16 protein-coding genes are annotated in these 13,846 nt (G+C 71.5%); 5 read left to right on the forward strand and 11 right to left on the reverse strand.

Annotated elements, in window-relative coordinates; all coding sequences use genetic code 11:
• Nucleotides 1-10: 10 nt before the first annotated feature.
• Together ACK4TT_RS07195 and lpdA are read right to left on the reverse strand one after the other, a co-directional pair.
• Nucleotides 11-439: an N-acetyltransferase family protein gene (locus ACK4TT_RS07195; protein WP_409637696.1), complete on the reverse strand. Its 429-nt coding sequence runs from the start codon at nucleotides 437-439 to the stop codon at nucleotides 11-13.
• The gene (gene lpdA, locus ACK4TT_RS07200; RefSeq protein ID WP_410212697.1) at nucleotides 421-1,827 is read right to left on the reverse strand and encodes a dihydrolipoyl dehydrogenase; all 1,407 of its coding nucleotides are present in this window, start codon (nucleotides 1,825-1,827) and stop codon (nucleotides 421-423) included. The genes ACK4TT_RS07195 and lpdA overlap by 19 nt, the downstream gene beginning before the upstream one ends.
• Nucleotides 1,828-1,940: 113 nt before the next feature.
• On the opposite strand from lpdA, the gene ACK4TT_RS07205 reads away from it, so the two are divergent.
• The 3 genes from ACK4TT_RS07205 (at nucleotide 1,941) to queG (ending at nucleotide 4,768) form a co-directional block, all read left to right on the forward strand.
• Nucleotides 1,941-2,873 (forward strand): cation diffusion facilitator family transporter, encoded by a 933-nt coding sequence (locus ACK4TT_RS07205; protein ID WP_409637702.1) that lies wholly within the window; start codon nucleotides 1,941-1,943, stop codon nucleotides 2,871-2,873.
• Between the two features lie 82 nt (nucleotides 2,874-2,955).
• Entirely contained in the window at nucleotides 2,956-3,645 is a 690-nt protein-coding gene (locus ACK4TT_RS07210) for a glutathione S-transferase family protein (RefSeq protein WP_409637704.1), read from the forward strand.
• A complete protein-coding gene (gene queG, locus ACK4TT_RS07215; protein ID WP_409637707.1) occupies nucleotides 3,626-4,768 on the forward strand; it encodes a tRNA epoxyqueuosine(34) reductase QueG in 1,143 nt (380 codons plus the stop codon). The genes ACK4TT_RS07210 and queG overlap by 20 nt, the downstream gene beginning before the upstream one ends.
• On the opposite strand, the gene rfbC is transcribed toward queG, so the two are convergent.
• On the reverse strand, nucleotides 4,765-5,319 hold the full coding sequence (rfbC, locus tag ACK4TT_RS07220; protein WP_409637710.1) for a dTDP-4-dehydrorhamnose 3,5-epimerase: 555 nt from the start codon (nucleotides 5,317-5,319) through the stop codon (nucleotides 4,765-4,767). The genes queG and rfbC overlap by 4 nt on opposite strands.
• A gap of 33 nt (nucleotides 5,320-5,352) precedes the next feature.
• Between rfbC and ACK4TT_RS07225 the strand changes: the two genes are divergently transcribed.
• Entirely contained in the window at nucleotides 5,353-6,381 is a 1,029-nt protein-coding gene (locus ACK4TT_RS07225; RefSeq protein WP_410212698.1) for a glycosyltransferase family 2 protein, read from the forward strand.
• On the opposite strand, the gene argE is transcribed toward ACK4TT_RS07225, so the two are convergent.
• Genes argE through ACK4TT_RS07240 form a run of 3 tightly spaced genes read right to left on the reverse strand, consistent with a single transcriptional unit; the run spans nucleotide 6,356 to nucleotide 9,277 of the window.
• Complete coding sequence (gene argE / locus ACK4TT_RS07230; RefSeq protein ID WP_410212699.1) at nucleotides 6,356-7,519, reverse strand: acetylornithine deacetylase; 1,164 nt, start codon at nucleotides 7,517-7,519, stop codon at nucleotides 6,356-6,358. The two genes, ACK4TT_RS07225 and argE, sit on opposite strands and share 26 nt — an antisense overlap.
• A gap of 34 nt (nucleotides 7,520-7,553) precedes the next feature.
• On the reverse strand, nucleotides 7,554-8,048 hold the full coding sequence (locus tag ACK4TT_RS07235; protein WP_410212700.1) for an FKBP-type peptidyl-prolyl cis-trans isomerase: 495 nt from the start codon (nucleotides 8,046-8,048) through the stop codon (nucleotides 7,554-7,556).
• A 20-nt stretch (nucleotides 8,049-8,068) separates the two neighbouring features.
• Complete coding sequence (locus tag ACK4TT_RS07240; RefSeq protein WP_410212701.1) at nucleotides 8,069-9,277, reverse strand: threonine ammonia-lyase; 1,209 nt, start codon at nucleotides 9,275-9,277, stop codon at nucleotides 8,069-8,071.
• Nucleotides 9,278-9,337: 60 nt separating this feature from the next.
• Between ACK4TT_RS07240 and ACK4TT_RS07245 the strand changes: the two genes are divergently transcribed.
• Complete coding sequence (locus ACK4TT_RS07245; protein ID WP_409637726.1) at nucleotides 9,338-9,916, forward strand: D-glycero-alpha-D-manno-heptose-1,7-bisphosphate 7-phosphatase; 579 nt, start codon at nucleotides 9,338-9,340, stop codon at nucleotides 9,914-9,916.
• On the opposite strand, the gene ACK4TT_RS07250 is transcribed toward ACK4TT_RS07245, so the two are convergent.
• The 5 genes from ACK4TT_RS07250 to ACK4TT_RS07270 all read right to left on the reverse strand — a co-directional run bounded on the left by ACK4TT_RS07250 (nucleotide 9,909) and on the right by ACK4TT_RS07270 (nucleotide 13,811).
• Nucleotides 9,909-10,283 (reverse strand): hypothetical protein, encoded by a 375-nt coding sequence (locus tag ACK4TT_RS07250; RefSeq protein ID WP_409637728.1) that lies wholly within the window; start codon nucleotides 10,281-10,283, stop codon nucleotides 9,909-9,911. The two genes, ACK4TT_RS07245 and ACK4TT_RS07250, sit on opposite strands and share 8 nt — an antisense overlap.
• A 99-nt stretch (nucleotides 10,284-10,382) precedes the next feature.
• Complete coding sequence (locus ACK4TT_RS07255) at nucleotides 10,383-12,017, reverse strand: cisplatin damage response ATP-dependent DNA ligase (protein ID WP_409637730.1); 1,635 nt, start codon at nucleotides 12,015-12,017, stop codon at nucleotides 10,383-10,385.
• Nucleotides 12,018-12,054: 37 nt separating this feature from the next.
• Nucleotides 12,055-12,267, reverse strand: a complete 213-nt coding sequence (locus tag ACK4TT_RS07260) for a hypothetical protein (RefSeq protein WP_409637733.1) — start codon at nucleotides 12,265-12,267, stop codon at nucleotides 12,055-12,057.
• A gap of 57 nt (nucleotides 12,268-12,324) precedes the next feature.
• The gene (locus ACK4TT_RS07265) at nucleotides 12,325-12,762 is read right to left on the reverse strand and encodes a YybH family protein (RefSeq protein WP_410212702.1); all 438 of its coding nucleotides are present in this window, start codon (nucleotides 12,760-12,762) and stop codon (nucleotides 12,325-12,327) included.
• Nucleotides 12,763-12,800: 38 nt separating this feature from the next.
• Nucleotides 12,801-13,811: a ligase-associated DNA damage response exonuclease gene (locus tag ACK4TT_RS07270; RefSeq protein WP_409637738.1), complete on the reverse strand. Its 1,011-nt coding sequence runs from the start codon at nucleotides 13,809-13,811 to the stop codon at nucleotides 12,801-12,803.
• Nucleotides 13,812-13,846: the final 35 nt, after the last annotated feature.

Consider the following 13,846-nt stretch of genomic DNA (forward strand, 5'->3'; position numbering starts at 1 on the left):
CGAACGAGGCTCAGCCCCGCACGAAGCGGAGCCAGGCCACGCCGTTGTCGCTGCCGGTCTCGGTGCAGCGGAAGCCCTCGCGCCGGTAGAAGGCCTGGGCCCGGCGGTTGGCCGCCTGGCACTTCAGCGACAGCGGCCCCCCGGCCACGGCCTGCAGGTGGTCGAGCAGCGCCTTGCCGATCCCCCGCCCGCGCTCGGCCACGTAGAGCGAGTGGATGAAGTTCTGCGGCCGGTAGAAGGCGGCGATCCCCAGGAGCCGGCCGCCTTCCTCCGCCACATAGACCTCCTCGACCAGCGCCGCCCGCAGGAAGTCCGACGCCTTGTGGCGGTCGGGCGGGAGCCAGGTAAAGGTCTCGCGCAGGACGCGGACGTAGAGCTCGGCGCAGTCCGCCAGTTCTCCCGCCCGCGCCCGGCGGACGGTCAGGCCTGCATCGTCCATCCTTCGACGCCCATGGCGGCCTGGCGCAGGGCCTCGGACCGGGTGGGGTGCGGATGGCAGGTGCGGGCCACGTCCTCGGACGCCGCCCGGAAGGCCATCGCCACGCAGTACTCGCCGATCATCTCCGAGACCTGCGGGCCGATGGCGTGGGCGCCCAGGATCTCGTCGGTGGCGGCGTCGGCCAGCACCTTCACGAAGCCCTCGGTCTCGTGGTTGATCTTGGCCCGGCTGTTGGCCGTGAAGGGGAACTTGCCGACCTTGTAGGCGCGGCCCTCTTCCTTGAGCTGCTCCTCGGTCTTGCCGACCCAGGCCACCTCGGGCGCCGTGTAAACAACCGACGGGACGAGGTTGTAGTCCACGTGGCCGTAACCCTTGGCGATCGTCTCGATCACCGCCACGGCGTCCTCCTCGGCCTTGTGGGCCAGCATGGGCCCATGGATCACGTCGCCGATGGCCCAGACGCCGGCGGCGCTGGTCTTGAAGTGGTCCGTCTCGATGAAGCCGCGCTTGTCGGGCGTGATCCCCACCGTCTCCAGACCCAGGCCGTCCGTGAAGGGCCGCCGGCCGATGGCCAGGAGGACGTAGTCGCCCTCGATGGTCTCGGCCGCGCCGCCGGCCACCGGCTCGAAGGTCAGGGTGACGCCGGACTTCGAAGCCTTCGCCCCCGTCACCTTGGCGCCCAGCTTGAACTCCATGCCCTGTTTGGTCAGCGAGCGCTGGAAGGTCTTGGCCACCTCGGCGTCCATGCCGGGGGTGATGCGGTCCAGGTACTCGACCACCGTCACCTTCGCCCCCAGGCGGCGCCACACCGAACCCAGCTCCAGGCCGATGATGCCGGCGCCGATGACGATCAGGTGCTTGGGGACCTCGGGCAGCGCGAGCGCGCCGGTGGAATCGACGATCCGCTTCTGGTCGACGGCCACGCCCGGCAGCTTGGACGGCTCGGAGCCCGTGGCGATGACGATGTTCTTGGCCTCCAGGGTCGTGACCGAGCCGTCCTCGGCCTTGACCTCCACCTTGCCGGGGCCGGCGATACGGCCGAAGCCCTTCACCCAGTCGACCTTGTTCTTCTTGAACAGGAACTCGATGCCCTTGGTGAGCTGGCCGACGCTGTCGGCCTTCTGCTTCATCATCTGGGCCAGGTTGAGCTTGGGCGTCACCTCGATGCCGAGGGTGGCGAATTCGTTCCCCGCCGCCGCGTAGAGTTCGGAGGCGTGCAGCAGCGCCTTCGAGGGCATGCAGCCCACGTTCAGGCAGGTGCCGCCCAGGGTCCCGCGGCTTTCCACGCACGCCGCCTTCAGCCCCAACTGTCCGGCCCGGATCGCGGCGTTGTAGCCGCCGGGTCCGCCCCCGATGATCACGACGTCGTAGGTGGTGGTCTCAGCCATGGATCGCTCGCCTTGAAATGGGGGCGCACCCTAGGCCGGGAAAACCCAAGGTCAACCTCGGGAACCTCGCCTGACCGCTTCGCGGATGCGCCTGGCGGGGATATGGGTGTCGCATGACCGTTCCACACGGCCTTTCGCCCGCCCAAGCGGCGGCCCTCACCCGGCGCGTCACGGCGCTGTCCGTCGCCACGGCCGCGATCCTGGTGACGATGAAGGCCGCCGTCTGGACGGTCTCGGGCTCGACCGCGCTCCTGGCCTCGATGGCCGACTCGGCCCTCGACCTGGCGGCCTCGCTGACCACCTTCTTCGCCGTGCGCTACGCCCATGCCCCGCCCGACGCCGAGCACCGGTTCGGGCACGGCAAGGCCGAGGCCTTCGCCAGCCTGATGCAGGGCGGCCTGGTGTTCGCCTCGGCGGCCCTCGTCGCCCGCGAGGCCATCGGGAACCTGATCGACCCCCAGCCCATCCGCCAGGAAGGTTGGGCCGTGGCGGTGATGGCCGTATCCATCGTGCTGACGCTCCTGCTGGTCGCCGCCCAGACGCGCGTGCTGAAGAAGACCGCCTCGGTGGCCGTCTCGGGCGACCGGGCCCACTACTTCTCGGACCTCGCCTCCAACCTGATCGCGCTCGCCGGCATCGGCGCGGCGGCCTGGTTCGGGATCGAGGGCTTCGACGCGGTGGCCGCCCTGGCGGTCGCGGCCCTCTTGCTCTGGGGCGCCATCGGCGTCTTCCGCGAGGCCTCCGGCCAGCTCATGGACCGCGAGCTCTCGGACGAGGCCCGGGCCGAGATCGTCCGCCTGGTCACGGCGGACGCCACCCTGACCGACGTCCACCAGCTTCGCACCCGCGCCTCGGGCCCCTTCGTGCACATCCAGATGCACGTCGACCTCGACCCGGACCTGACGCTCGAGGCCGCCCACCGGTCGATCGTCGCGGCCGAGAAGCGGATCCTGGAGCGCTTCCCGGCGGCGGACATCCTCATCCACGCCGACCCGCGCGGCCGGGCCGAGCCGCACGGCGGGGCCTTCGCCGAGGTCCATACGTAACGCAGTAAACGGCCCCTTAAGACGCGGGGCGTCAGGTGGGGCCAAGGATCGATTCGCGCGAGAGAGACGCGCCACGGAGCCCATGAGCGTCGAACGCACCCTGCACCACTTCCCCCTCGACCCGGCCTCGCGCCAGGTGCGCCTGGCGCTGGGCGAGAAGCGGCTGCCGTTCGCCGAGGTGCAGGTGCGCTACTGGGAGCGGCCGAAGGAGTTCACCCGGCTCAATCCCTCGGGCCTGGTCCCGGTGCTGGTCGAAACCACGGACGGGGGCGAGCCCCTGGTGCTCTGCGAGGCCCGGGCCATCCTGGACCACATCGAGGAGACCGCCTCCGAGCCGCCGCTGCTGGGCCACGAGGCCGCAGAGCGGGCCGAGGCGCGACGCCTGCTCCAGTGGTTCGACCGCAAGTTCGAGTTCGAGGCCGGCGGCTACATCCTGCACGAGAAGATGGAGAAGCGGCTGCTGGGCCTGGGCGCGCCCGAACTCGCCAACCTGCGCCAGGGCCGCGACGGACTGCGGGTCCACCTGCACTATCTGGAGGATCTGCTCCAGGCGCGCGAATGGCTGGCCGGCAAGCGTCTCTCCCTGGCGGATTTCGCCGGCGCGGCCCATCTGTCGGTCATCGACTACTTCGGGGACGTGCCCTGGCGCGACTTCCCCGGCGTGAAGACGTGGTACATGAAACTGAAATCCCGGCCGTGCTTCCGGCCGCTGCTGGCCGACCGCTGGCCGGGGCTCACGCCCGCGGGCCACTATGACGACCTCGACTTCTGACGCGCCGGAAGAGCTGATCCGGGCCGAAGCCCTGATCAGGAATGAAGCAAGGGCGCTGGGCTTCGACCTCTGCCGCATCACCGACGTCGACGAGGCCTGGCCGGCCGCGGCGCGTCTGGCCGAGTTCGTCGCCGCCGGCCGGCACGGCGAGATGGGCTGGATGGCCGAGACCCTGGAGCGCCGGTCCAATCCCCGCGCCATGTGGCCGGACGCCCGCTCGGCCGTCGTGCTCGGCCTGAACTACGGGCCCGAGGGCGACCCGCTGGAGATCCTCGGTCGCCGCGACCGGGGCGCGATCAGCGTCTATGCCCGCAACGAGGACTACCACGACCTGATCAAGAAGCGGCTGAAGGCGCTGGGCCGCTGGATGCAGCAGAGGTTCGGCGGCGAGCTCAAGGTGTTCGTCGACACCGCGCCCCTCATGGAAAAGCCGCTCGCCGAGCGGGCCGGCGCGGGCTGGCAGGGCCGCCACACCAACCTCGTCAGCCGCGAGTTCGGCTCCTGGCTGTTCCTCGGTTCGATCCTGACCACCCTGGAGCTTTCGCCGGACGCGCCCGAGGCGATGCACTGCGGAAGCTGCGCCGCCTGCCTGGAAGCCTGCCCGACGAACGCCTTCCCGGCGCCGTTCCAGCTCGATGCGCGGCGCTGCATCTCCTACCTGACCATCGAGCTGAAGGGGCCGATCCCGCGCGAATTCCGCGAGGCCCTGGGCAACCGCATCTACGGCTGCGACGACTGCCTGGCGGTCTGTCCCTGGAACAAGTTCGCCGCCCAGGCCCGCGAGCAGAAGCTGGCCGCCCGCGAGGAACTGAAGGCCCCGAAGCTGACCGACCTCGCCCGGCTGGACGACCCTGCCTTCCGCGCCCTCTTCACCAGGAGCCCGGTCAAGCGCATCGGCCGCGACCGCTTCGTCCGCAACGTGCTCTACGCCATCGGTAACTCGGGCGAGCCCGCGCTCGCCCCGGAGGCGGCGCGCCTGCTGGACGATCCCTCCCCGCTCGTTCGCGGCGCGGCGGTCTGGGCCATGTCGCGGCTGCTGCCTGGCGCGGACTTCGAGGCCATGCGCGCCGCCCGGCTCCCGGCCGAGACCGACGCCGAGGTGCGCGAGGAGTGGCTGGCCTAGAAGGCCGCCGCCCCCAGGTCCTTCAGCCTCGGCAGCTTCTGGTCCTTGTCGGACAGCACCGGTTCGCCGTCGAGCGGCCAGTCGATGGCCAGGTCCGGGTCGTTCCAGGCGATCCCGCCCTCGCAGTCCGGCGCGTACGGGCCGTCCACCTTGTAGAAGAGCTCGACCCCGTCGGTGAGGGTGCAGTAGCCGTGGGCGAAGCCGCGCGGCACCCAGATCTGCTCCCCGGCCTCGGCGGTCAGCGTCGCGCCGACCCACTGGCCGAACGTGGGCGAGCCCGGCCGGACGTCCACGGCCACGTCGAAGATCGCGCCCTTCAGCACCCGCACCAGCTTGCCCTGGGCGTGCGGCGCGGTCTGGAAGTGCAGGCCCCTAAGCGTGCCCTTCCTGGCGTTGAAGGCCTGGTTGTCCTGCACGAAGTCGGCCTCGACGCCGGCGGCCGACATGGCCTTGCGGCTCCACGTCTCGGCGAACCATCCGCGCGCATCGCCATGGCGCTTGGGCGTGATAAGCAGGACGTCGGGCAGGGCTAGCGGCGTGATCGCGGTCATGTCGTCGATGTCTGGAGTTTGGACCGGCCCCGCATGGCCCAGAGCAACAGGAAAGACAAGCCGCAAGGGCCGGCGGTGACCGTCGCCGTCGTCGCCTACAACAGCGGCGAAACCTTGGCGCGCTGCCTGGAAAAGCTGGCCGCCCAGACCTACCGCGACTTCGAGCTCGTCCTGGTGGACAACGCCTCGCCCCAGGGCGAGGCCCAGGCCGCCGCCCAAATCGTTCCGGGGACGCGCCTGATCGAGAACGCCGAGAACCGGGGCTTCGCCGGCGCCTGCAACCAGGCGGCCGAGGCGGGCCGGGGACAATGGCTGGCCCTCCTCAACCCCGACGCCTATCCGGAGGCCGACTGGCTGGAGCAACTGGTGGCCGCCACGGCGCGCCACCCGGACGTCAGGAGCTTCACCTCACGCCAGGTGATGGACGAGGACCCGGGCGTCCTCGATGGCCTGGGCGACGTGATGAGCCTGCCGTGCATCCCCTACCGGGGCGGCTACCTGCAACCCGACCCCGGCGACACGCCCGAGGGCGAGGTGTTCAGCCCCTGCGGCGCGGCCATGCTGATCGACCGGGCCCTGTTCCTGGAGCTGGGCGGCTTCGACGAGGGGTTCTTCTGCTACTGCGAGGACGTGGACCTGGGGTACCGGCTGCAGCTCGCCGGCGAGCCCACCGTGCTGGTCCCCTCGGCCGTGGTCCGCCACGTGGGTTCGGCCTCGTCCGGCGGCGCGAAATCGGAGTTCGCCCTCTTCCACGGCTACCGCAACCGCTTCTGGGTGCTGGCCAAGGACACGCCGGCCCTGCTGCTGCCGCTCGTCCTGCCCACCCACCTGCTGGCGGCGGCCTATGTGGCGATGCGGCCGCAGAATCGGCCCTACCTCGGGGTGACGCTGAAGGCCTACCGCGCGGCCATCGCCGGCCTCGGGCCCGTGCTGAAGCGCCGCCGCGCGGTCCAGGCGACGCGCCGCCGCTCGGCCCTGGGGATCGCCCGGGCCATGACCTGGAACCCCCGAGACCTCACCGGCCGCCGCGCCGTGATCAGGGTTCGGCCGACCAGTCGATGAGCCGGCGCATGAAGAGCGCGCCGCGCTGCATCTGGGAGACCTCGACGTACTCGTCCGGCTGGTGGGCCTGGGCGATCGAGCCCGGGCCGCAGATCACCGTCGAGAAGCCCGCCTCCTGGAACTGACCGGCCTCGGCGGCGAAGGCCACCACCCGGGCCGGGCCGTTGTCGCCCGCCAGCCTGCGCGCGAAGGCCTCGGCCGCGCCGCCCGGCTCGGGCGCGAAGGGGGGCACGTCGGTCCGCTTCTCCAGCACCACCCCGGCCTCCGGCGCGCGGGCCTTCAGCGCCCGGTCCATGGCCGCGACCTCGGCCCGGAAGTCCTTCAGCACCTCGTCCGGCTTCAGCCCCGGCGGGCAGCGCAGGTCGAAGACGAACTCGCAGTGGCGGGCGATGATGTTGTGGGCCGTGCCGCCCTCGACCATGCCGATGGTGAGCGTCGCGCCCTTGGGCGTGAACGGCGAGGCGGGGTCGGCCTCGCGCTCCAGCCGTTCGGAAAGGTCGGTGAGGGAATTCATCAGCCGCGCGGCGGCCATCACCGCCGAGACGCCCTGCTGGGTCTGGCTGGAGTGGGATTCGCGGCCCGTCACCGTGACCTTGAAGGTGGCGATGCCCTTGTGGCCGTTGACCGCCACCATGTCGGTGGGCTCGCCCACCACCACCAGGGCGGGCGGCGGCAGCTCCCGGCGGATCACCTCGATCATCAGCGGCGCGCCCAGGCAGCCGATCTCCTCGTCGAACGAGAAGGCCAGGTGCACGGGACGGCGGCCCCGCGCCAGCTCGGGCGCGGCGGCGAGCGCCAGCGCCAGGAACCCCTTCATGTCGCAGGTCCCGCGCCCGTGGAGGCGGCCCTCCTTCTCGACCACCGTCCAGGGGTCGGTGCTCCAGGGCTGACCGTCCACCGGCACCACGTCGGTGTGGCCCGACAGCACGACGCCCCCGGCCTCGGACGGGCCCAAGGTGGCGAGCAGGTTGGACTTCGAGCCGTCGGCGTTCGGCACGCGCCGGTGCGGGACGCCCAGGCCGTCGAGGTAGGCCTCCACCCATTCGATCAGGGCGAGGTTCGATCCGCGCGAGGTGGTGTCGAAGCTGACGAGCCTGGCGAGCAGGTCGCGGGCGGCGGGATAGAGGTCGGCCGACATGGCTCCAGGCATAGACCCGCCCGGCGCCCGGCGGCTACCCCTGCATGATCCGGCCGGGGCCGGACAGCACGTCGATCAGCTCGATGCGGAAGATGAGGGCGGCGTTGGGCGGAATCTCGCCGCCGCCGGCGCCTTCCGCCCCATAGCCCTTCTCGGGCGGGACGTAGAGGATCCACTCGTCGCCCGGGCGCATCTGCACGAGCGCCTCCTGCCAGGCCGGGATCAGCCCCTCCAGCGGCATCGCCGCCGGCGCGCCGCGCTCGTAGGACGAGTCGAACACCCGGCCGTTCACGAGCTTGCCCTCGTAGTGGACCTTCACTTCGTCCTTCAGTGTGGGCTTCATGCCGGTCTCGGGGCCCGAGCGCACGACCTTGTAGGCCACGCCCGAGGGCAGGACCTTCACGCCCTCCTCGGTGGCGACCTTCTTCATGAAGGCGGCGGACTCCACGGCCATGTCGGGGCCCTTGGCCTTCGGCTGGCAAGCGGCCAGCGCCAGGGCGGCGGCCGCGAGGATCAGGGTGCGTCGCATCTGTTCACACCACTCGCTTTTCAGACTACGCGGGGCGGATAGCCGCGATCGCGCAGGGCATCCATGACTTCCTGGGTGTGCTGGGCGTCCCGGGTCTCGATCATCACGTCGAACTCTGCGCCCTTGGCGGGCACGTCGAGGGCGAGGCGGTTGTGGGCCACCTCGATGATGTTGGCGCCCATCGCCCCGATGGTGGCCGAGACGTTGGCCAGGAGGCCCGGCCGGTCGTCGCCGATGATGCGCAGGGAAACGATGCGGCTCTCGCGCACCAGCTCGCGCGTCAGCACCGAGGCCAGCAGGCGCGTGTCGATGTTGCCGCCGGTGATGACCAGGCCGCATTTCTTGCCGCGGAACCGCTCGGGATAGGCCAGGAGGCCGGCCAGGGAGGCGGCGCCCGCGCCCTCGGCCACGGTCTTCTCGACGTTGCAGTAGAGGGCGATGCCGCGCTCGAAGTGCGGCTCCTCGATCAGCAGCACCTCGTCGATCAGCGGCCGGGCGATGGAATAGGTCAGGGCGCCCACCTCGCGCACGGCGATGCCCTCGGCGATGGTCGAGGCGCCGCCGTTCGCCGCCGTGCGCACGCCGCGCATCTTGGCGGTGAAGGAGGGGAACATGGCGGGCTCCAGGCCCACGATGTGGATGTCCTTCTTGAGGTGCTTGGCCGCCGTCGCCATGCCGGCGATCAGCCCGCCGCCGCCGATCGGGATCGGCAGGACCTCCAGGTCGGGGCAGTCCTCCAGCATCTCCAGCGCCACCGTGCCCTGGCCGGCCATGACGTCCAGGTCGTCGAACGGGTGGACGAAGGTCAGCTCGCGCTCCTCGCACAGCTTGCGGGCGAAGGCCGAGGCCTCGTCGTAGCTGTCGCCGTCGATGACAACCTCGGCGCCGTGGTTGCGGGTCTGCTGGACTTTCACGAAGGGCGTGCCCTTGGGCATGACGATGGTGACCGGGATGCCCAGGCGGGCGGCATGGTAGGCCAGGCCCTGGCTGTGGTTGCCGGCCGAGGCGGCGATGACGCCGCGCTTCTTCACGTTCTCGCCCAGCTGCAGCAGCTTGTTCAGCGCGCCGCGCTCCTTGTAGGCGGCGGTGAACTGCAGGTTCTCGAACTTCACCCAGACCTCGGCCCCGGTGATCTCGGAGAGCGTCCGCGAGTGGCGGCAGGGCGTGCGCTCGATGTGACCCTGCAGCCGTTCCTTGGCCGCCAGGATGTCGTCGAAGCTTAGGGTCATAAGGCGGGCCGGGTTTCCAGAGGGCGGGCAACCTAGTAGCGGCGCCAAGGCTCTGCTGCAATGCAGCGTCTCGACGCGGCTTGGGCTATACTGCGCGACGTGCCTGGTGACCTGTCCGATTCCGCGCCCCGCCCCGCCCTGTTCCTCGACCGCGACGGCGTGCTGAACGAGGACAAGGGCTACGTCCACCGCTGGGACGACTTCCACTGGATTCCCGGCGCCAAGGCCGCCATCGCCGCCTTCAACCGGGCCGGCTGGATCGTCGTCGTGGTCACCAACCAGTCCGGCATCGGGCGCGGCTACTACGCCGAGGACGACATGCACGCCCTCCATGCCCAGATGAACGCCGAGCTGGCCGAGGCCGGGGCCCACATCGACGCCATCTACTTCTGTCCCGAGCACCCGCAGGCGCCGCTCGAGCGCTATCGCCATCCCGACCCGCCGAACCGCAAGCCCAACCCGGGCATGATCCTCCAGGCGCTCTCAGAGTGGCCCATCGACCGGGAACGCTCGATCCTGGTCGGCGACAAGCCCTCCGACATGGAAGCCGCCACACGGGCCGGAATACGCGGCCTGCTCTTCCCGGGCGGCGACCTGGAGGCCTTTCTGAAGGCGCAGGCCCTGCTGCCGCCTACTTGAGCCCCGCGCAGGGGTCGCGGCGGGGTTGGGCCGGCATCGGCATCCCGCGCTGGGTCGCCCGCTCCGACATCAGGCGGTGGTGTTCGGCCACATAGGCCTCGCACGACTTGCGGTCGGTGAAGCCCTGCATCCTGGCGTGGTGCGCCTGGCGCTCCTCGGCCGTCATCATCGACCAGCCATAGGTGTTGTGGGCGCCCCAGCGCGGTCCCATGCCCATGCCGCCCCCCGGCCCCATGCCCATGCGCGGCCCGGCCTGGGTTTGGGCCTGGGTTTGGGCCTGGGTCTGAGCCTGGGTCTGAGCCTGGGCCGCAGCAGCCGTCAGGGCGAGGGCCGCGCCGCCGGCCAGGAGGATGTCGAGCATGCGCATGGCTGAACCTTTCGGGTGAAGGTTAACGGGACGCACCCCCTTACGCCCGTCGTCGATCCACCGGATTGACGGGGCTCAAAGGACGCGGCGGCGCGCGCCTCAGCGCCCCTCGATCCGCTCCAGGATGCGCTCCAGCGTGGCGAGTTCGTCCGCCTCGCCCGGCGGCTTGTCCCGGCGGATGCGGCGGATGCGCGGGAAGCGCATGGCGATCCCCGACTTGTGGCGGGTCGAGCGCTGAAGGCCCTCGAAGGCCACCTCGAAGACGAGGCCCGCGTGCGGTTCGGCCCGCACCGCCCGCACCGGCCCGAAGCGTTCCACCGTGTTGTCGCGGACGAACTTGTCGATCTCCTTCAGCTCCTCGTCGGTGAAGCCGAAGTAGGCCTTGCCGACCGGGGTCAGCACCCGCCCCTCCACCGGGTCCTGGCGCCAGACCCCGAAGGTGTAGTCGGAATAGAAGCTGGACCGCTTGCCGTGCCCCCGCTGGGCGTACATCAGCACCGCGTCCGCCAGATAGGGGTCGCGCTTCCATTTGAACCAGGGGCCCTTGGGACGGCCGGCCTCGTAGATGGAGTCCCGGCGCTTGAGCATCAGGCCCTCGGCGACCTCCGGGTCGCCCGGCGGCGGCTGCGCGCGCAGTTCGGCGAGTTCGGCCCAGCTCGCGAAGGGCTGGAGGGGCGACAGGTCGATCCGCGGGCTCCCTTCACGAGCCACGAACGCCTCCAGCCGACGCCGGCGCTCGGCGAACGTCAGGGGCCTCAGGTCCTCCTCACCGTCCTGCAGCAGGTCGTAGGCGCGAATTCCGGCCGGATAGGCCGCGAGCAGCTTCGCGTCCACCGTCTTGCGGTTCAGGCGCTGCTGCAGGTCGGCGAAGCTCGCCACGCGCCGTCCGTTTGGGCCGTCCCGCATCACCAGCAGCTCGCCGTCGATCACGCCGTCCCGGGGCAGGGCCTCCAGGATGTCGGGGAACGTGCGCGAGATGTCGTCGCCGGTCCGCGTGTAGAGCCGGCGCACCCCGCCCTCGTGCACCGCCTGGACACGGATGCCGTCCCACTTCCATTCGGCGGCGTAGTCGGCCGGGTCGAGCCTTCCGAAGTCCACCGCCTCGTCGATGGCCTGGGCCAGCATCACCGGCCGGAAGCGGCCCGGGTTCTCGGACGTGGGCTTCCCTGACCGCCCCTCCAGCCAGGCGAACAGGTCTTCATAGGGCGGGTGGAGCGCGTGCCACAGCTCCTCGATCTCGGCGGGCTCCACCCCGCCCAGCTCGGCCGCCGCGCGCTTGGCGAGCCGCGCGGTCAGGCCCACGCGCAGCGCCCGGGTCATCAGCTTGAGCAGGGCCCAGCGCTCGCGCGGGTCGGGCAGGGCGTCCAGCCACCCCTCGATCAGCCGCTGAACCTCCGCGCGCGAGGCGTCGCGCAGGCCCTCCACCACCTCGGCCAGGTCGGGCTCGCGGTTCGCCCCCGGCCGTCCGGGCCAGCACAGGGAGACCGCCTCGGCCAGGTCGCCCACATAGTCGTAGGACCACCAGAAGAGCTGGGGGTCCATGCGCGCCTCGATGGCCTTGCGGATGAAGCCCGGCTTGGCCGCGTCGAAGGTCAGGTCGCCGGTCAGCGCCGCCAGCGCCCAGCCCCGGTGAGGGTCGGGCGTGTCGCGCAGGTAGTCGCGCACGAGCGTCAGCTTGGCGTTGCGCGAGGGCGTCAGCGACAACCGGTCCAGCAGTTCGGCGAAGGCCCGCATGGCTCAGAGGTAGGACCGCGCAGGCTTCGCCGCCAACTCAGCCCTCGTCGGCCATGCCGCCGTGGTCGGCCTCGCCGGCCTCGCCGATCATGCCCGAGCGGGCGTCGTCGTCGAGGCCGTCCCCCCGGCGCTCGCCGCCGCCCATCTTCGAGAGGCCCGGGTCCGGCGGCGGCGCGGTCGGGGTCTGTGGCGGCTCGCGGCCGCCCTCATGCGCAGGATCGCGAGGCGGCGTGTCTCGGGGCTCGGACATGGTCAGGCTCCTTGCTTCGAGCCAACGTGGGACGTCCGCCGCCGTTCCGCCGGCGGCTCAGAAGCCCAGGTTGCGGATGATCTTCCACCCGCCGTCCAGCTTTTTCCAGACGGTGAGATAGGGCGCCGCGCGCCGGGTCTCCCGGCCGTCCGGGCCGCGGGCCACGATCTCGCCCAGGCCCCACTCGTAGACCAGCCCGCCATCGCCGCAGGCCAGGCCCGGGCTGTAGATGCCGCCGCCGGCGATCGAGGCCGACGGGACCCCGGCGAACACCGCCTGCACCTCGGCCGGCCCCTTGGCCACCGTCCCGTCGCCCAGGACGAAGACGCCGTCCGCCGCGTAGGCCGCGGCGATGGATGCGGCGTCGCCCGCCTGCATGGCCCGCAGCCAGTCGCCGTTGGCGTGGTCGATGGCCGGCCGCGCGTCCTCGGCGAGGGCGGCGCATTCGGGCGAGGCGGCGGCCACCACGGCGGCCAGCAGGAGCGGAGCGATCATGGCCCCTGCTCTAGCGCGCCACGCGCGCCCTTGCAGCCTCAGTCCTCCTCCTCGTCCTCGTAGCCGACCAGGGCCAGCGCCCGGGCCGGGATGTCGTGGAGCTGGGCCCAGCGGGCGAGCGCCTCCTCGCGGCCGTGGGTAATCCACAGCTCGCCGGGCCGCAGCTCGTCCACCGTGGCGGTCAGCTCGTCCCAGTCGGCGTGGTCCGAGATGATCAGGGGCAGCTCCACGCCCCGCTGGCGGGCCCGCGCGCGGATGCGCATCCAGCCCGAGGCGAAGGCGGCGACGGGGTCGGGGAACCGGCGGCTCCAGCGGTCCTGCAACGCGGACGGGGGGGCGATGACGATCTGGCCGGCGAAGTCCTTTCGCTCGGCCGTGGTGGCCGGGGCCAGCGGCCCCAAGTGGACGCCGTGCCGCTCGTAGAGGGCGTTCAGCCGTTCGAGCGCGCCGTGGACGTAGATGGTCTCCTCCCACCCCGCCTCCCGCAGCAGGCGGATGATCCGCTGGGCCTTTCCCAGGGCGTAGGCGCCGACGATGTGGCTGCGCTCCGGGAACTGGGCGACGGAGCGCAGCAGCCGGGCGACCTCCTCGCGGTCGTCGGGATGGCGGAAGACCGGCAGGCCGAAGGTCGCCTCCGAGATGAAGACGTCGCAGGGGACCGGCTCGAAGGGCGCGCAGGTGCTGTCGGGCCGGCGCTTGTAGTCGCCCGAGACGACCATGGTCAGGCCCTTCCAACGCACCACCGCCTGGGCCGAGCCCAGCACGTGGCCGGCGGGGACCAGGGTGACCTCCACGTCGTCGCGGGCCACCGCCTCGCCGTAGGCCGCCGCCTGCCTCGCCCCGGCGAAGCCCGCGCCGTAGCGCTCGGCCATGATGTCGAGGGTCTGGGCGGTGGCCAGCACCGCGCCATGGCCGGCCCGGGCGTGGTCCGAATGGCCGTGGGTGATCACCGCCCGCGCCACCGGCCGCACGGGGTCGATGTAGAAGTCGCCGGGGGCGCAATAGAGCCCCTCGGGCTTGGGGCAGAGCAGGTCCTGCGGGCGGATCATCGCCTGCACAATGTAGGAGCGGCCGGTCGGCTCCG

It is taken from the genome of Phenylobacterium sp., assembly GCF_046463815.1.
Classification (GTDB): Bacteria; Pseudomonadota; Alphaproteobacteria; order Caulobacterales; family Caulobacteraceae; genus Phenylobacterium.